The sequence below is a fragment of the Delftia sp. S65 genome, from assembly GCF_016516495.1.
Taxonomy (GTDB): domain Bacteria; phylum Pseudomonadota; class Gammaproteobacteria; order Burkholderiales; family Burkholderiaceae_C; genus Comamonas; species Comamonas acidovorans.
In genome coordinates this window covers 56,913-73,872 of record NZ_JACVUR010000001.1, presented here as the reverse complement: position 1 = coordinate 73,872, position 16,960 = coordinate 56,913, and the positions used below count along the sequence as shown (strand labels likewise).

The 16,960-nt window shown below is 66.1% G+C and carries 15 protein-coding genes; 14 read left to right on the top strand and 1 reads right to left on the bottom strand.

Going from position 1 to position 16,960, the window contains the following annotated elements:
- The first annotated feature begins 31 nt into the window (after positions 1-31).
- The 12 genes from IAE24_RS00290 (at position 32) to IAE24_RS00235 (ending at position 12,993) form a co-directional block, all read left to right on the top strand.
- Entirely contained in the window at positions 32-1,408 is a 1,377-nt protein-coding gene (locus tag IAE24_RS00290) for an adenylosuccinate synthase (protein WP_012206808.1), read from the top strand.
- 43 nt (positions 1,409-1,451) lie between these two features.
- The gene (locus IAE24_RS00285) at positions 1,452-1,976 is read left to right on the top strand and encodes a phosphoribosyltransferase (protein WP_012206807.1); all 525 of its coding nucleotides are present in this window, start codon (positions 1,452-1,454) and stop codon (positions 1,974-1,976) included.
- 182 nt (positions 1,977-2,158) lie between these two features.
- A complete protein-coding gene (locus IAE24_RS00280) occupies positions 2,159-3,391 on the top strand; it encodes a YncE family protein (protein ID WP_012206806.1) in 1,233 nt (410 codons plus the stop codon).
- A complete protein-coding gene (locus IAE24_RS00275) occupies positions 3,391-4,209 on the top strand; it encodes a polysaccharide deacetylase family protein (protein ID WP_013801176.1) in 819 nt (272 codons plus the stop codon). Before IAE24_RS00280 ends, IAE24_RS00275 begins: the two co-directional genes overlap by 1 nt.
- A gap of 39 nt (positions 4,210-4,248) precedes the next feature.
- A complete protein-coding gene (locus tag IAE24_RS00270) occupies positions 4,249-5,229 on the top strand; it encodes a sterol desaturase family protein (RefSeq protein ID WP_199960067.1) in 981 nt (326 codons plus the stop codon).
- Between the two features lie 15 nt (positions 5,230-5,244).
- Positions 5,245-6,144 carry an EI24 domain-containing protein gene (locus tag IAE24_RS00265; protein ID WP_199960066.1) on the top strand — a complete coding sequence of 300 codons (900 nt, stop codon included), beginning with the start codon at positions 5,245-5,247 and terminating at the stop codon, positions 6,142-6,144.
- Complete coding sequence (locus tag IAE24_RS00260; protein ID WP_088164064.1) at positions 6,141-6,977, top strand: competence/damage-inducible protein A; 837 nt, start codon at positions 6,141-6,143, stop codon at positions 6,975-6,977. Before IAE24_RS00265 ends, IAE24_RS00260 begins: the two co-directional genes overlap by 4 nt.
- A gap of 236 nt (positions 6,978-7,213) precedes the next feature.
- The gene (gene glnA / locus IAE24_RS00255) at positions 7,214-8,629 is read left to right on the top strand and encodes a type I glutamate--ammonia ligase (RefSeq protein ID WP_012206801.1); all 1,416 of its coding nucleotides are present in this window, start codon (positions 7,214-7,216) and stop codon (positions 8,627-8,629) included.
- Positions 8,630-8,809: 180 nt separating this feature from the next.
- Entirely contained in the window at positions 8,810-9,313 is a 504-nt protein-coding gene (locus IAE24_RS00250) for a hypothetical protein (protein WP_013801180.1), read from the top strand.
- A 30-nt stretch (positions 9,314-9,343) separates the two neighbouring features.
- On the top strand, positions 9,344-10,420 hold the full coding sequence (gene glnL, locus IAE24_RS00245) for a nitrogen regulation protein NR(II) (RefSeq protein ID WP_012206799.1): 1,077 nt from the start codon (positions 9,344-9,346) through the stop codon (positions 10,418-10,420).
- A gap of 45 nt (positions 10,421-10,465) precedes the next feature.
- Positions 10,466-12,037, top strand: coding sequence for a nitrogen regulation protein NR(I) (gene ntrC, locus IAE24_RS00240; protein WP_199960065.1), 1,572 nt, complete (start codon positions 10,466-10,468; stop codon positions 12,035-12,037).
- A gap of 143 nt (positions 12,038-12,180) precedes the next feature.
- Complete coding sequence (locus tag IAE24_RS00235) at positions 12,181-12,993, top strand: hypothetical protein (protein WP_325100472.1); 813 nt, start codon at positions 12,181-12,183, stop codon at positions 12,991-12,993.
- A 15-nt stretch (positions 12,994-13,008) separates the two neighbouring features.
- Here IAE24_RS00235 and xth read toward each other — a convergent pair whose 3' ends face one another.
- Positions 13,009-13,785 (bottom strand): exodeoxyribonuclease III, encoded by a 777-nt coding sequence (gene xth / locus IAE24_RS00230; RefSeq protein WP_199960063.1) that lies wholly within the window; start codon positions 13,783-13,785, stop codon positions 13,009-13,011.
- Between the two features lie 132 nt (positions 13,786-13,917).
- Between xth and IAE24_RS30640 the strand changes: the two genes are divergently transcribed.
- Positions 13,918-14,853 (top strand): hypothetical protein, encoded by a 936-nt coding sequence (locus IAE24_RS30640; RefSeq protein WP_325100471.1) that lies wholly within the window; start codon positions 13,918-13,920, stop codon positions 14,851-14,853.
- On the top strand, positions 14,748-16,763 hold the full coding sequence (locus IAE24_RS00225; RefSeq protein WP_325100477.1) for a site-2 protease family protein: 2,016 nt from the start codon (positions 14,748-14,750) through the stop codon (positions 16,761-16,763). Before IAE24_RS30640 ends, IAE24_RS00225 begins: the two co-directional genes overlap by 106 nt.
- The last annotated feature ends 197 nt before the right edge of the window (positions 16,764-16,960 follow it).

Sequence of the window (16,960 nt, the reverse complement as noted above, 5' to 3'; positions counted from 1 at the left end):
TCAATTTCTTCGGATTTCATCGGATTTGAATATGAAAGCTACCAAAGGTCGCAACGTGGTCGTGGTCGGCACCCAGTGGGGTGACGAAGGCAAGGGCAAGCTGGTGGACTGGCTGACCGAAAGCGCCCAGGGCGTGGTCCGCTTCCAGGGTGGCCACAACGCTGGCCACACGCTGGTTATCAACGGCGTGAAGACCGCACTGCACCTGATCCCCAGCGGCATCATGCGCCCCGGCGTGAAGTGCTATATCGGCAACGGCGTGGTGCTCTCTGCCGCCAAGCTGTTCGAGGAAATCGAAGGCCTGGAGAAGGCCGGCGTGCAGGTGCGTGACCGTCTGCGCGTGTCCGAAGCCTGCCCGCTGATCCTGCCTTTCCACTCCGCGCTGGACGTGGCGCGCGAAGCTGCGCGCGAGCAGGGCGGCACCGAGAAGATCGGCACCACCGGCCGTGGCATCGGCCCCGCCTACGAAGACAAGATTGCCCGCCGCGCACTGCGCGTGCAGGACCTCAAGTACCCCGAGCGCTTCGCCACCAAGCTGCGCGAACTGCTGGCCCTGCACAACCACATCCTGGTCAACGTGCTGGGTTCGAAGAACTTCACCTTCGGTGACGCGCTCAAGCCGTACATCAAGGATGGCGAAGTGCAATTCGACGCGGTGTACGAAGAGGCCATGCGCCATGCGGAGCTGCTCAAGCCCATGATGGCCGATGTCTCGCGCGAGCTGAACGCCGCGCACGCCGAAGGCGCCAACCTGCTGTTCGAAGGCGCGCAGGGCACGCTGCTGGACGTGGACCACGGCACCTATCCCTATGTCACCTCGTCCAACTGCGTCGCCGGCAATGCGGCTGCAGGCTCGGGCGTGGGCCCCGGCATGCTGCACTACATCCTGGGCATCACCAAGGCCTACTGCACCCGCGTGGGCGGCGGTCCTTTCCCCACCGAACTGGATTGGGAAAAGGAAGGCACGCCGGGCTGGCACATGAGCACCGTGGGCGCCGAAAAGGGCGTGACCACCGGCCGCTCGCGCCGCTGCGGCTGGTTCGACGCCGCGCTGCTCAAGCGCAGCGCCCAGGTCAACGGCCTGTCGGGCCTGTGCATCACCAAGCTCGACGTGCTCGACGGCCTGCAGGAACTGCTGCTGTGCGTGGGCTACGAGCTCGATGGCGAGAAGATCGATCTGCTGCCCATGGGCGCCGACGAGATCGCCCGCTGCAAGCCCATCTATGAGTCCATCCCCGGCTGGACCGATTCCACCGTGGGCGTGACCGACTACGACAAGCTGCCGGCCAATGCCCGCCGCTATCTGGAGCGCATCGAGGAAGTGACGGGCGTGCCCATCGCCATGGTTTCGACCAGCCCCGACCGGGATCACACCATCCTGATGCAAAACCCCTACGCTGCCCAGTGAACTGCTGGCGGCTGAACCCCAAGATTGAACCAGGAGCCATTCCATGCTGACGGAAGACGGTCAACACCTGTATGTGAGCTACGACGAATACCACGGACTGATCGAAAAGCTCGCGATCAAAGTGCACCAGTCCGGCTGGGAATTCGACACCATTCTCTGCCTGGCCCGTGGCGGCCTGCGTCCCGGTGACATGCTCAGCCGCATCTTCGACAAGCCGCTGGCCATCATGTCCACCAGCTCCTACCGCGCCGAAGCCGGCACGGTGCAGGGCCATCTGGACATCGCGCGCTTCATCACCACGCCCAAGGGCGAGATCGCCGGCCGCGTGCTGCTGGTCGATGACCTGGCCGATTCGGGCCACACGCTGAACGCCGTGATCGCCATGCTCAAGACCAACTACCCGCCGATCACCGAGCTGCGCAGCGCCGTGATCTGGACCAAGGGCCTGTCGGCTTTCACGCCCGACTACTCGGTGGACTATCTGCCGACCAACCCCTGGATCCACCAGCCCTTCGAGCACTACGACACCCTGCGTCCCGAAAAGCTCATGGAGAAGTGGAAGATCTGATCGCCACTGCGCCTTTGGGCGCATGCCAGCGAAGGGAGCCTGTAGGCTCCCTTTTTCGTTGTGGCGGGTATTTCCATGCGCCGTTGTCATGCCTTGATGCAAGTCACGGATTGGCGCGCTTGCCGCGATATCTCGGGCCAACGTCGCGCAAATGTCGGTTTTTTGCACAGCAGCAAAAGCCGATGCCCCAGAGCGTCCGAGGGGCTGATTGGCGCAGCTACACTGCGCAGATTCTCAGAAGGTGGTGCTTTGTGAAACGTCTTTCCGTCGGGCGCTTGAGCGCGGCTGTGGCTTTGGTTGTGGGCGGCGGTGCGCTGGCCTGGCTGGCCGTGGCATCCCTGCCCGGATCCAAATCGGCCCGCGCGGCCTCGGCCACGTCTGCTGCCGTGCAGGCGCAAGCCGCATCGGCCCAGGCGGCGGCCGTTCCTGCCGCGCCTTCCGTTCCATCGGCTACGGCCGCTCCCGCGGCCCCGGTCGCGCGTGTCACGCCGCCACCGCAGACCCAGGGCCCCACGCCCATCTTTGTGCTCAACTCGCTTGATGCCAACATCAGCATCGTGGACCCGGTCACCTGGCAGGAGACGGCACGCATTCCCACGGGCAAGGAGCCGCATCACCTGTACCTCACGCCGGACGAGAAATCGCTGGTCGTGGCCAATGCGCTGGGCGACACCCTGACCCTGGTCGATCCGCGCACGGGCGAGGTGCAGCGCGTGATCCGCGACATCATCGACCCCTATCACCTGCGCTTCAGCCCGGACATGAAGTGGTTCGTCACGGCGGCCAACCGCCTCAACCACATCGACATCTATCGCTGGGATGGCCAGAACCCGCAGCTGGTCAAGCGCGTGCCCACGGGCAAGACGCCCAGCCATCTCTGGATCGATGCCAAGAGCACGACCATCTATTCCACCATGCAGGACAGCGATGCCCTGGTGGCCATCGACATCGCCACCCAGACCATCAAGGCCCGCGTGCCCACCGGCCCCATGCCGGCCGATCTCTATGGCAGCCCGGACGGCACCAAGCTGTTCATCGGCCTGACCGGCAGCGATGGCGTGGAAGTCTTCGACATCACCGGCCCCGAGCCGCGCAGCGTGGCCCGCATCAAGACAGCCGCTGGCGCCCACGCCATGCGCGCGGCCGGCGACGGCCGCCACCTGTATGTGAGCAACCGCGTGGCCAACACCATCAGCAAGATCGACATGCAGACCAACCAGGTCGTGGCCAACTACCCGGCACCGGGCGGCCCCGACTGCATGGACGTCTCCGCCGACGGCCGCTACCTGCTGGTCAGCTCGCGCTGGGCGCGCAAGCTGTCGGTGATCGACACCGTGGAAAAGAAGGTGGTCCAGCAGGTCAAGGTCGGCAAGTCGCCGCACGGCGTGTGGACGCTGGCCCACGCGCAACGCTGATGGACCGCCGTCTCTTTGCGCAATCGCTGGCCGGTGCGGCGGCTTTCGGCCTGCTGCGCCCCGCGCTGGCGGCAGGGCAGGGCACAGGCTGTGCCAAGACCGTGTATCTGACCTTCGACACGGGCCACATGGGCATTGCCGACCTGGTGGCCGATGTGCTCAAGCGCCATGCGGTGCCAGTGACGTTTTTCGCGGCCAACGAGCCCACCCAGCAAGGCGATGGCAGCCTGGGCGAGACCTGGGCGCCCTGGTGGCGCGCACGCGCTGCCGAAGGCCATGAATTCGCCTCGCACACCTACGACCACATGTACTGGCGCGGTGATCTGCGCGCCTCGAAGAACGGGCCGGTCACGGGTTTTCGCGTGCGCCCCTCGGCAGGGCCTCGCGCCAACGAGAACTTCACGGTCGATGCGGCAGGCTATTGCGACGAGATCCGCCGATCCGCACAGCGGCTGCAGCAGATCACCGGGCGCAAGCCCCTGCCGCTGTTCCGTGCGCCCGGTGGCAAGACCTCGCCCGCGCTGCTGGATGCCGCGCGGCAGGGCGGCTACATGCATGTGGGCTGGGCCAGCGCGGGTTTTCTGGGCGATGAGCTGCCCAGCGACCGCTACCCGAATGCGCAGCTGCTGGCCCAGGCGCTCAAGAACATCCGCAGCGGAGACATCCTGCTGGCCCATCTGGGCATCTGGTCACGCAAGGACCCCTGGGCACCGGCCGTGCTGGAACCTTTGGTCACGGGCCTGCTCAAGCAGGGGTTCTGCTTCCGCACGTTGCGGGAGCATCCCGACTATCGGGATTGGGTAGCAAAATTCGCATAGTGTCCGCGCGCGCAGCGCGGCGGGCGATGGGAGCGTGGTGTGGACTGGTGGATTCAGTGGTTCGGTAATGCGCAGCAGCGCCTGTTCGAGGGCGTTGTCCAGCCCCTGCTGTTCGGCCTGGGGCAGGCCAGCCTGCTGGAGGACGCCTATGGCGCCACGGGCTGGCTGCTGGTGGGCCTGCTGCAGATCTTCATCATGGTGGCGGTGATCGCGCCGCTGCAGTACTGGCGGCCGGTCGAGCCCGTCACCGACCGGCGCGCCATCCATGTGGACATCATCTATACCGTGGTGCACCGGCTGGGTCTGTTCAGGCTGGCGCTGTTCTTCACGCTGGACCCGCTGTGGGACGAGCTCATGGGCCGCCTGCACGTCTGGGGCCTGCCGAGCTTTCACCTGGACGGTGTCTGGCCCGGCGTGACCGATCTGGCCTGGGTCAGCCTGATCATCTACCTGCTGGCCTTCGACTTCCTCGACTACTGGATACACCGGGGCCAGCACAGCATCGGCTGGTGGTGGAAGCTGCATGCGCTGCACCACTCGCAGCGCCAGATGACGGTGTGGAGCGACAACCGCAACCACCTGCTCGACGATGTGATCCGCGACACCATCATCGTGCTCGTGGCCCAGCTCATCGGTGTGGCTCCAGGCCAGTTCGTGGCCATCGTGGCCTTCACCCAGCTCAGTGAGAGCTTCCAGCACGCCAACCTGCGCGTCTGGTTCGGCACCATCGGCGAGCGGCTGTGGATCAGCCCGCGCTTTCACCGCCGCCACCACGCCATCGGCATAGGCCATGAGCCCATGGCGCCCGTGCGCAACAAGAAGGCGCATGGCAACAACTTCGGCGTGCTGCTGCCCTGGTGGGACATACTGTTCGGCACCGCCAACTTCGAGCTGCGCTTCGATCCCACCGGCGTGCGCGACCAGGTCCAGCCCAATGCCCAGGGCCAGCTGCGCGACTACGGCCAGGGCTTTTGGGCCCAGCAATGGCGTGGGTTCCTAAGGTTGATGGGTCGCGCTTGAGGCTGGGCTCGGGGTATGCTTGCCGGCATGGGCTTGCTACTCGATTCCTTCTGGCGTGCGACGGCGTATTGCCTGCATAAGCGGGTGATTGCATGGTCGCTGTTTCCCTTGCTGTTCATGGCCATCACGGCCTGGCTGCTGGGCTATTTCTTCTGGGCCGATGCCGTCGTCTGGACGGAAGGGGTCCTGCAGGGCGTGGGCTGGCTGCACACCGTCTGGTCCTGGATGGGCGTGCAATCGCTGCCCGAGCTGGTGGCGCCGGTGCTGGTCGTGCTCTCGGTCACGCCGGTGCTGGTCGTGGTCTCGCTGCTGCTGGTGGCGCTGTTCATGACGCCGGCCCTGGTCGAGCTGGTGGCCCAGCGGCGTTTTCCCGCGCTGGAGCGCAGGCAGGGCGCCACCCTGGTCGGCAGCCTGGTGTGGTCCGCAGGCTCTTCGCTGATTGCCTTGATCGCGCTGCTGGTGTCGGTGCCGCTGTGGTTCGTGCCGCCCCTGGTGGTGGTGATCCCGCCGCTGATCTGGGGCTGGCTGACCTACCGCGTCATGGCCTTTGACGCGCTCTCTGCCCACGCCAGCAAGCCCGAGCGCCGCAGCTTGTTCCTGCGCCACCGCCTGGCGCTGATGCTCATGGGCGTGGTCTGCGGCTATCTGGGCGCGGCGCCGGCCATTGTCTGGGCCTCCGGCGTGGTCTTCATCGCGGCCTTCTGGATACTGATTCCGGTGGCCATCTGGATCTATGCGCTGATCTTCGCTTTCTCCTCGCTGTGGTTTGCCCACTTCTGCCTGGCCGCGCTGCAGCGCATGCGCGAGGAGGAACCGGCGCTGCCCGACACCCCCATCGTGCCCTACGCTCCCGACGCGCCGCTCGGAGCCAGCGCGGCCTCTCCCCCCTCCACCCCGCAAGAAAAGACCTCATGACCCTTCAAGTAGGCGCACTCATCATCGGAGACGAAATCCTGTCGGGCAAGCGTGCCGACAAGCACCTTCCCAAGCTGATCGAGCTGCTGGGCGCGCGTGGCCTGTCCCTGGCCCATGCCGAGTACGTGGGCGATGACAGGGCGCGCATCACCGACGCCCTGCGCCGCGCCTTCGCATCGCAGGCCGTGGTCTTCAGCTTTGGCGGCATAGGCGCCACCCCCGACGACCACACGCGCCAATGCGCGGCCGAGGCCTTGGGCGTGCCGCTGGCACTGCACCCGGAAGCCGTGGCCCTGATCCGCGAGCGCATGCGCGATGTGGCCACCGAAGAAGGCAAGCCCTACGAACCCCAGCGCGCCGACAACCTGCACCGGCTGCAGATGGGCAACTTCCCCGAAGGCGCGCGCATCATCCCCAACGTCTACAACAAGATCCCGGGCTTTTCCTGCTCGGGCGCAATGGGCAAAACGGGTGCAGCGGGCACCGTGCACTTCGTGCCCGGTTTCCCTGTCATGGCCTGGCCCATGGTCGAGTGGGTGCTGGAGCAGCGCTACGCCAAGCATTTCCACAGCACGGTGCAGCGGGAGCATTCGGTCATCGTCTACGGCGGCATGGAGGCCACGCTGACGCCGCTGATGGTGGCCATAGAGCGCGACCACCCGGGCGTCAAGGTGTTCAGCCTGCCCAGCGTGGATGATTCCAAGCACGGCCGGCACATAGAACTTGGTGTCAAGGGCGAAGCTGGTGCCGTCACCAAGGCCTGGCCCACGCTGCTGGAAGGTTTGCACTCATTTGGTGCAAGTCTTGGCCCTGAATTGGTGCGCAATATCTGATTTACGGGCCGGTCCCTGAATCTGCACCGATTTGGTGAAGATGCCGGGCGGTGGATCGAATGCCGACAGAGGCCTCAATGTCATCCACAAGCCCTTCCCAAGGCGGCAGAATCACGGGGCTGGCGCGCCAAGCAGGTGCCAGTCTGCAGGCATGCACTCAATGGATGCAGCCTGGCACGCAAACTGCTTAAGAGTATTTATCTTTTTTGATCAGCCAGATTGGCAGGAGAGATCTGATGGCAAAGACCGTTGCAGACGTGTTGAACATGGTGAAGGAGAACGAGGTCAAATTCGTGGACCTTCGTTTTACGGACACCCGTGGCAAGGAGCAGCACGTCACGGTGCCGGTGTCGCACTTCGACGAAGACAAGTTCACCTCGGGCCACGCCTTCGACGGCTCGTCGGTGGCAGGCTGGAAGGGCATTGAAGCATCTGACATGCAGCTGATGCCCGATCCCGCTACCGCGAACATCGACCCCTTCTTTGAAGAGACCACGCTGTTCCTGCAGTGCGATGTGATCGAACCCGGTGATGGCAAGGCCTACGACCGCGATCCCCGCTCCGTGGCCAAGCGCGCCGAAGCCTATCTGAAGGCATCGGGCCTGGGCGACACCGCCTACTTCGGACCCGAACCCGAATTCTTCATCTTCGACGGCGTGCGCTGGAACACCGAACCCGGCAGCACCTTCTACGAAATCGAAGAGTACGAAGCACCCTGGAATTCGGGCGCCAAGTTCGAATCCGGCAACCGCGGCCACCGTCCGCGCAACAAGGGCGGCTACTTCCCCGTGCCCCCCGTGGACAGCACCCAGGATCTGCGCGCCGAAATGGTGCTGCTGCTCGAACAGCTGGGCATTCCCGTCGAAGTGTTCCACCATGAAGTGGCTGGCGCCGGCCAGAACGAGATCGGCACCCGCTTCAGCACCCTGGTGGAGCGCGCCGACTGGACACAGGTCATGAAGTACGTGATCTGGAACGTGGCCAACACCTACGGCAAGACCGCCACCTTCATGCCCAAGCCCTATCCGGGCGACAACGGCTCGGGCATGCACGTGCACCAGTCCGTCTGGAAGGATGGCAAGAACCTGTTCGCAGGTGACGGCTACGCCGGCCTGTCCGACTTCGCGCTGTACTACATCGGCGGCATCATCAAGCACGCCCGTGCCCTGAACGCCATCACCAACCCCGGCACCAACAGCTACAAGCGCCTGGTGCCCGGCTTCGAGGCTCCGGTCAAGCTGGCCTACTCGGCCAAGAACCGCTCGGCATCGATCCGCATTCCCTACGTGGCCAACCCCAAGGGCCGCCGCGTCGAGGCACGCTTCCCCGATCCGCTGATGAACCCCTACCTGGGCTTTTCGGCCCTGCTGATGGCAGGTCTGGACGGCGTGGAAAACAAGATCCATCCCGGCGAAGCCGCGACCAAGGATCTGTACCACCTGCCCCCGGAAGAGGACAAGCTGGTGCCCACGGTCTGCCACAGCCTGGACCAGGCCCTGGAAGCGCTGGACGCGGACCGCTCGTTCCTGACCAAGGGCGGCGTGTTCTCGGACAGCATGCTCGATGCCTACATCGAGCTGAAGATGGGCGAAGTGACCCGTTACCGTCAGGCCGTGCATCCGGTCGAGTACGACATGTACTTCTCGCTGTAAGGCGAGTCGGCAAAAAGGCGGCGCAAGCCGCCTTTTTTGCTTTCGGCCAGGACCTGGGTATGCTGGGCGCGGAACCAAAAGGGGTTGGCCCGCTCAAGAAATGACGTCCAGCCCGGAAGATGGAGCGATACTTGCCCGGATAAGCTGGGCCCTTCCGATCTGGCTACCCGAGGGAATGGAATGAAGAAACTGTTTGTGTCACTGCTGCTGCCCCTGCTGTCGGTGGGAGCCTGGTCCCAGGACGTGATCTACCGCTGCGGCAACGAGTACACCAACAACGTCAGCCAGGCCAAGGCCAAGGACTGCAAGCCGGTGGATGGCGGGCATGTGACGGTGATCCATGGCGGCAGCAAGCCGGCGGCCTCGGGCGGCAGCCAGGCACCGCGCACCTCCGCCGCTCCGGCCGCAGGATCGCCCGCTCCGGCCAAGGTCAACAGCAGCGCCCAGAAGGCCCGCGACTCCGACGCGCGGACCATTCTGGAAAGCGAGCTGGCCCGCGCCCAGGAGAAGCTGACACAGCTGCGTCAGGAGTACAACGATGGCAATCCCCAGCGCACCGCATTGGAGTTGCGCAATCCCCAGGGCTATCTGGAACGTGTCGAGCAGCTCAAGAGCAGCATCTCGCGGCAGGAAGGCGATGTCGCCGGCATCCGCCGTGAGCTGGATCGACTTCCCAAGAACTGACGGGCCCGCGCGGCCCACCGGAGCCCGGCCATGATCCAGGACGACCGGCCGGCGCCCCCGGCCTCCTATCAGGCGCTTGACCTGCTGTGCACGCTGATGACCGTGCTCGACGAGCAGGGTGCCGTGCTTTTCGCCAACGCCGCCCTTGAAAACGCACTGGGCCTGTCGCGCCGCATGCTCGAAGGCAGCGAGCTGGCTGCCTGCTTCACCGAGCCGGCCTTGCTGGACAAGGCCTTGCGTGGCGCCCAGGACAACGACTTCGCGGCCCTGCGCTTCGAGGCCAGCCTGCACCGCGTGGGCGGCGATGCGCTGCCCGTGCACGTCACGGTCTCGCTGGCCGAGCGGCCCGGCCATGTGCTGGTCGAGTTCTGGCCGCTGGAGCAGCAGGCCCGCCAGGACCGCGAGGAGCGGCTGCGCGAGCAGGCCCAGGCGCACAAGGAGCTGATCCGCAACCTGGCCCACGAGATCAAGAACCCGCTGGGGGGCATCCGTGGCGCAGCCCAGCTGCTGCAGATGGATCTGGACGCCCCCGAGCTGCGCGAGTACACCGAAGTCATCATCCACGAGGCCGACCGGCTGCAGGCGCTGGTGGATCGGCTACTGGCGCCGCACCGCCATCCGCATGAGGTGGGCGACGTCAACATCCACGAAGTCTGCGAGCGCGTGCGCTCGCTGGTGCTGGTCGAGCACCCTGCCGGGCTGACCATCACGCGCGACTACGACATCTCCATCCCGGAGTTCCGGGGCGACAGCGCCCAGCTGATCCAGGCCGTGCTCAACATCGTCCAGAACGCGGCGCAGGCGCTGCAGGAGCGCATCGCCGCCGGTGATGCCGAGATCATTTTGCGAACGCGCGTGGCCCGGCAGGTAACTTTTGGTCGCCAGCGCTATCGGTTGGCATTGGAATTGCATGTGATCGACAACGGGCCAGGCGTTCCCGATGCCATCAAGGAGCGGATCTTCTATCCGCTGGTATCGGGAAGGGATGGCGGTTCGGGACTGGGGCTGACGCTGGCGCAGACCTTCGTGCAGCGCCACCAGGGGCTGATCGAATGTGAAAGCCAGCCGGGCCGCACGGATTTCCGCATCCTCATTCCCCTGCCTTGAGGCCCACGGAAGTCAACACTGCAACAAGGGAAGGATGCACCACCAATGAAACCGATCTGGATCGTGGATGATGACCCTTCCATCCGCTTCGTGCTGGAAAAGGCACTGGGCCGGGAAGGCTGGGCAACGCGCAGCTTCATCCAGGCGCGCGATGTGCTCACGGCACTGTCCGATGTCGATGCCGGCGACCCGGCGCGCCAGCCACCCCAGGTGCTGGTGAGCGACATCCGCATGCCCGGCGGCTCGGGGCTGGAGCTGCTCGAGCAGATCCGCGCCCAGCAGCCGGGCCTGCCCGTCATCATCATGACCGCGTACTCCGACCTGGACAGTGCCGTCTCGGCCTTCCAGCGCGGAGCCTTCGAATACCTGCCCAAACCCTTCGACCTGCCCAAGGCGGTGGAGCTGATCCGGCGCGCCGTCGAGGAAAGCCTGCGCGAGGATGTGGCGGAGGCCCAGGCCCCGCTGCAGGCCGAGATGCTGGGCCAGGCGCCTGCCATGCAGGACGTGTTCCGCGCCATCGGCCGGCTCAGCCAGAGCCAGGTCACGGTGCTGATCACGGGCGAGTCGGGCTCGGGCAAGGAGCTGGTGGCGCGCGCGCTGCACAAGCACTCGCCCGTGGCGGGCGGCCCCTTCGTGGCCATCAACACCGCCGCCATCCCCAAGGACCTGCTGGAGTCCGAACTGTTCGGCCACGAGCGCGGCGCCTTCACGGGCGCCCAGACGCAACGGCGCGGACGCTTCGAGCAGGCCGAGGGCGGCACGCTCTTTCTCGATGAAATCGGCGACATGCCCTTCGACCTGCAGACGCGCCTGCTGCGTGTGCTGTCGGACGGGCACTTCTACCGCGTGGGCGGCCACCAGGCCGTCAAGGCCCATGTGCGCGTCATCGCCGCCACCCACCAGGACCTGGAGCAGCGCGTGCGCAACGGCGGCTTCCGCGAGGATCTGTTCCACCGCCTCAACGTCATCCGCCTGCGCCTGCCCGCGCTGCGCGAGCGCAATGAAGACGTGCCCATGCTGGCTCGCCACTTCCTGCAGCAAAGTGCGCGGCAACTGGGCGTGGAGCCCAAGCGCATGGGGGTCGATGCCATGCAGCGGCTGCAGACCTTCGCCTTTCCCGGCAACGTGCGACAGCTGGAGAACATCTGCCACTGGCTGACCGTCATGGCTCCTGCCCAGGTCATCTCGGTCAAGGACCTGCCCCCCGAGGTGCTGGGCGAAGCCGCCCCGCCCGTGGGCGGTGGCAACGGCGTCGTGCCTGCACCGGCCACGCTGCCGCATGCGCCTGCACCGCTGGCGGAAGAGGGCCTTGGCCGACTGGCCGTGCCCGTGTCCGCGCTGGCCCCGCCGCATGACACCGCCCTGGCCGCTTCCGACCTGGACTGGGTCCATCTGCTGGGGCTACAGGCGCGCCAGCTGCTGGAGCACACCCACGCCCAGGGGCATGGTGAAGTCTGGGACCAGCTGTCCCGTCGCTTCGAGGCGCAGTTGATCCGCTCGGCCCTGGCCGTCACCCACGGCCGCCGGGTCGAGGCCGCCCAGCGCCTGGGCATTGGCCGCAACACCATCACCCGCAAGCTGCAGGAGCTGGGCATGGACGAGGACGCCTTCGAGTAAGGCAAGCCGGCGGGCGGCCGGGCCCTTGCCTTGGCAAGGGTCCCGCTCCTACAGGCCGGCGCCCGGGGTGCTGACGGGCCGGGCCGCCCGGGCTTGGGACAATGGAGTCCTCTTCGCTGGAACGGCCTACGTCCCGACCTATCGTGCCCACAGTCCTCTCCAACCTCTGGCAAAAAGCCAAGCCCGCTCGTCCGGGCCTGATGTACCCATCGACACCGCGCACGCTTGGCGAGCCGGTCGATGCGTACTGGCATGACCGCTACTTCCTGGAGCCTTACTTCGTTGCGGGGCGTGGTTACGACCAATACCGTCCCGCCTACGCACTGGGCTGGAAAGCGTCACTTGAACCCGAGCACGCGCAGCAGGATTTCGACGATGTCGAATTCGAGCTCGAAGAGCGCTGGGAGCAGGTTCGGGGCAGCAGCCTGCTGCGCTGGAGCCAAGTGCGCGAGGCCGTCGAGGCCTCATGGCTGCAGGCGCGCCAGCGCACGCCCACACAGCCAGTGGCCACCACGCTGGAATTGCAGAGCACGGCCCTGCTCAATGCCGTTCTGGCCCTGGGCCGCCAGGCCCATGCACGCCTGGGTGAATGCATGAATCCCATGCCCCAGGGGCTGATCGGGCAGGTGCTGGCGCGGCACTTCAATGCCAGCCAGATCCTGGTCGAGGACCTGGAACGCGCCATCGGCTCCAGCGGCGGCGTGGTCCTGCCCGTGCGCGACAGCCGTGCCGCACTGCGTCGCAACGCCTTCTGGGACGGGCTGCTGGGCAGGGAAGAGGGCGCGGACTACATGCTGGACCAGGCCGAGTCCTGCCAGCAGCAATGGCTGAGCGCCTATGAGGCTGCCGAGCAGGTACGTCTGCCGGGGCCGCTCAGCGAAGTGCTGCATCGCCAGTCCCTGATGCTGCGCGGGCAGATCGAGGCCATCCACTGGCTGCGCCGGTACATGCTGTAGCCGGCTGGCTGCAATTCAGCCCAAGGTCACGACCACGGGCGCGTGATCGCTGGGCTGCGGGTTCTTGCGCGGCGCACGGTCCACGCTGCAGGCGCTGACGCTGGGGCGCAATGCCTCACTGACCAGGATATGGTCGATGCGCAGGCCCCGGTTCTTCTGGAAACCCAGCATCCGGTAGTCCCACCACGAATAGCTTTTCTCGGGCTGGTCGAACATGCGGAAGGCATCGGTCAGGCCCAGTTGCAGCAGCGCCTGGAAATGCGTGCGCTCTTCCACCGTGTGGTGGATCGTGTCCTTCAGGCCGATGGGATCGTAGGAGTCGCGGTCCTCGGGCGCCACGTTGAAGTCGCCCACCAGCACCAGGCGCGGGTGGGCCGCCATTTCGCTTTTCACCCAGTCCTGCAGCGCCTGCAGCCAGCGCATCTTGTAGGCGAACTTGTCGGTGCCCGGCGCCTGCCCATTCACGAAGTAGCCATTGATCAGGCGCACCGGGCCGCCTTCGGCATCGAGGGTGGCGGCAATGATGCGGGCCTGCTCGTCATCCAGGCCCGGAATATTGCGCACCACGTCGCGCACCGGCGTGCGCGTCAGCCAGGCCACGCCGTTGTAGGTCTTCTGCCCATGGCTGACTGCGTGGTAGCCGGCCTCCTGCAGCGCCTGCAGCGGAAACTTGTCGTCGGTGAGCTTGAGTTCCTGCAGCGCCAGCGCATCGACAGGGTTGGCCTGCAGCCAGGCCAGCACCTGCGGCAGGCGCACGGACAGGGAATTGACGTTCCAAGTGGCGATTTTCATTTGAAGAATGGTCCTTTGATTTGATTGTCGCATCACGGGTGGCAAGGCTACGATCCCGATGCTGATCTGCCTGGAGGAGCTTTTGGGAGGGCACATCAGAACCGTCACACTCCATCGACAAGACTATTCAAGATGATGAACTGGCTCTCACAAGCCGCGCCCTGGCTGGCGCTGCTGGGCGCGATTCCCTTGCTGTATGCGCTCTCGCTGCTGCTGGCCACTTTGAACTGCATGCGCCTGCGCCTGCGTGCTGCGCCCATGGCCGTGGTGGAGCGCCAGGCGCTGGAGCCCGAATCACGGGCGGTGCTGGATGCCATGCCGCCGGAGTTGCAAGCCTTGGGCTTCACCTGGTGTGCCAGCCTGCAGGGCACGCATCCGCAGGCCATGGATCCCGACCTGCCTCTGGAGGTGGACTTGTTCGTCCATGCCGACGGGCGGGCCTGGGCGATGGTCCAGGCCGAACAGGCGGGAAGCGCCAGGCATGGCCGCACCGTGGGCTCCGTGACCTGGCTCACATTCTTTGCCGACGGGCGCAATTGGATGGGCTTCAATGGCCTACCTCAGACAAGCCTGCCTGCGCCGCCCGGCTGGACCTACCTGGACGATGCCCAGCCCGATACCGCATCGGCCTGGGCCGCCTACGCCGAGCGCCTGTCCGGCGACCGGGCTCCCGTGGTCCAGGGCCTTGACCAGGCGGTACAGCGCCTGGATGAGTGGGGCCGGAGCCAGGTCCCTGCATTGGTGGCCCAGGGCCGTGCGCTGCCTGCCGGGCCAGGGTTCTGGCGGCTCAGCTGGCGCGAGTCGCTGCGGCTGGCCTGTCTTCCTTGCGCCAGGTGCGCAAGGAAGACAGGCCGGTGCCCGCCAGCCCATCTGCCGGCGCATGCCTTCATGAGCCGCAGGTCCGGCAAGTGTCCGAGGCGCTGCGCTTTCGCTACCAGAAAGCCGTGCAGCGCGGGCTGGGCATGGCGCACAACCGCCACCGCAGTTTCTGGATCACGGCGGCGCTGTTCCTGGCAGCAGGCGCCGTGCTGTTTTCATGGGACATGGCGTGGATGCTTCTGGTGGTGATCGCCGTGCATGAAGGAGGGCATTGGCTGGCCATGCGCTGGGCGGGCTACCAGCGTCAATCCGTCTTCTTCATTCCTGGCCTGGGCGGCATGGCCACCGGAGAAAAGGCGGACGCCACGCCGCTGCAAAAAGTGGGCGTCTATCTGGCCGGTCCCATGCCTGGGCTGTTGCTGGCTGTGGGAGCGCTGGCTGCCGTAGGCTGGGGCCTGGTCCCGCAGCCACCCGCCTGGACCATGCAATTGCTGCTGCTGACCCTGGTCGTCAACGCCTTCAACCTGTTGCCCCTCACGCCGTTGGATGGCGGCCGCGTGGTGGAGAGCCTGCTGTTCGCTCGCCTGCCCGCAATGCGGCTGGTGTTTGCACTGGCGGGCATGGCCGCGCTGGGTGGGCTGGCCTGGTTCAGCCGGGACCCTCTGATCTCCATCCTCACCGGCGTGCTGCTGATGGGGCTGCCTTGGCAATGGCGGGTGATGCAACTGGAGCGGGCCGTGCATCGCACCCTGCACACGCTTCCTCAACAGGAGGCATGCCAGGCCCCGGTCAGCGAGGCCGATGCCGTACACCGCGCATTCGGCGTGCTGCAGCAACCCGCTTTTGCGCGCTGGCCCTTTGTCCGGCGCGCGGCCGTTGCAGGCGCGCTGCTGCCTGCCTTGCAATCGCGTGCGCCCGGTTGGGCCGAAGGCGCAGCGGGCCTGGCAATCTACCTGGCCTGCCTGCTGCTGCCGGTGGCCATGGTCATGGGCATTCATCAAGCTGCGCCGCAGGGGCGGCAGGTTCTTGCTGCGCTGTGGGATGTGGAGCTGTATGCCCGCCGTGATTACGTACCGGAGCAGCACCTGGCCGAGATCGAGGCCCGCCTGGCCCAGGCCGATCAACTGCCCCCGTCTGCCCAAGAGCAACGGGTGGAGATTTACCTGGAGGCCGCCCGGGAACTGCAACTCATGGACGACCATCCTCCGGCCGAGGCGCGCGCCAAAGCGCTTTACCAATCGGCCTGGGCGATGACGCAGTCCCGGGCACAGAGTGATCTGCAGCGTGCCCATGCATTGAAAGGCATGGCCGACACGGCGGATACCGCCGAGCAGGCAACGAATTTGCGCCAGCAACTGGTGGCCGACCTGCGGGACGTGCAAGGCCCTGCACGCCGGGTGCTGGCCAGCGTGCAGGAAGTTCTTGCGTTCTGGGGGCCGCCTGATCAGACCGTGGCGCAAAGGCTTGATCGGATGGTGCAGGCCGTGGAGATCCGCCGCGCCGACGCCGATGCGCCGGACGATTTCCTGCTGCTGCACGCGCGCATCAAGCTCGCCCGGTTGCTGGATGCCAGCGGCCACCCCGAAGCGGCGCAAGCCCAGTTGCAGGCCAATGTTGTCGCGCTCCAGGCCGCGCTTCAGGCAGCGCCGCAAGCTGCACATGCCGTGACTGCGGATTCGGCTCAGCGCCGTGAATGGAAAATCTTCTCATTGATGCAGGCCGAAACCCTGCATGCCCGGTTCATGGCCGAGCACGGCCAGACTGGCGCTGCCGTGGCACTGGCCCGCCAAAGCGTGGAGCGCATCCCGCCGAAGAAGGCCGGCCACTACGCCTCCCAGGACAGCTGGATCGCCTGGCTCTGGATTGCCATAGGCATGGGTGATGCCGCTGAAGTGCGCCAGGCCCTGGCGCAACAGCTGCCTGCACCCCGTGCATATGCCGAAATCGGAATCGCCCAGGCCCGGCTGGCCGCCGCGCAACTGCTGAACGACGATGCCCTGCGCATGCAGGCACTGGCCGCGTTGCAACCGCTGTCCCAGGCGCGCCACGTTGCGCTTTGCAGGAGCCCGCGCGTGGCGCGCGACCTTCATAGCGACTGGCAAAACCTGGAGCGCAGGCTCCAGCACGAGTCTGCGCAGGCCGCAGGACTGTGCCCCTGATAGGTATCGTCGGGGGAGGGCGCGCGCATGCCGGCAGCACAGGGCCAGCTATCCGCAGGCCCTGATGAAACCCCACCGAAAGAGAGAACGCCGGGCCCTGCCCGCAGCATACGCAAATGCTTGATCTACTCGTCATTCACGCCACGCTGCCCGATGGCCGCCAGGACATGTCCATCGCCTGCCTCGCCACGACCTTC

Excerpts from the sequence above, each read along its gene's own strand:
- IAE24_RS00265 (WP_199960066.1), top strand. The coding sequence starts at position 5,245 with ATGCTTGCCGGCATGGGCTTGCTACTCGATTCCTTCTGGCGTGCGACG.
- ntrC (WP_199960065.1), top strand. The coding sequence starts at position 10,466 with ATGAAACCGATCTGGATCGTGGATGATGACCCTTCCATCCGCTTCGTG.
- IAE24_RS00225 (WP_325100477.1), top strand. The coding sequence starts at position 14,748 with ATGGCGCACAACCGCCACCGCAGTTTCTGGATCACGGCGGCGCTGTTC.
- glnL (WP_012206799.1), top strand. The coding sequence starts at position 9,344 with ATGATCCAGGACGACCGGCCGGCGCCCCCGGCCTCCTATCAGGCGCTT.
- IAE24_RS00260 (WP_088164064.1), top strand. The coding sequence starts at position 6,141 with ATGACCCTTCAAGTAGGCGCACTCATCATCGGAGACGAAATCCTGTCG.
- IAE24_RS30640 (WP_325100471.1), top strand. The coding sequence starts at position 13,918 with ATGATGAACTGGCTCTCACAAGCCGCGCCCTGGCTGGCGCTGCTGGGC.
- IAE24_RS00280 (WP_012206806.1), top strand. The coding sequence starts at position 2,159 with ATGCCCCAGAGCGTCCGAGGGGCTGATTGGCGCAGCTACACTGCGCAG.
- IAE24_RS00285 (WP_012206807.1), top strand. The coding sequence starts at position 1,452 with ATGCTGACGGAAGACGGTCAACACCTGTATGTGAGCTACGACGAATAC.
- IAE24_RS00275 (WP_013801176.1), top strand. The coding sequence starts at position 3,391 with ATGGACCGCCGTCTCTTTGCGCAATCGCTGGCCGGTGCGGCGGCTTTC.
- IAE24_RS00290 (WP_012206808.1), top strand. The coding sequence starts at position 32 with ATGAAAGCTACCAAAGGTCGCAACGTGGTCGTGGTCGGCACCCAGTGG.
- IAE24_RS00250 (WP_013801180.1), top strand. The coding sequence starts at position 8,810 with ATGAAGAAACTGTTTGTGTCACTGCTGCTGCCCCTGCTGTCGGTGGGA.
- xth (WP_199960063.1), bottom strand. The coding sequence starts at position 13,785 with ATGAAAATCGCCACTTGGAACGTCAATTCCCTGTCCGTGCGCCTGCCG.
- glnA (WP_012206801.1), top strand. The coding sequence starts at position 7,214 with ATGGCAAAGACCGTTGCAGACGTGTTGAACATGGTGAAGGAGAACGAG.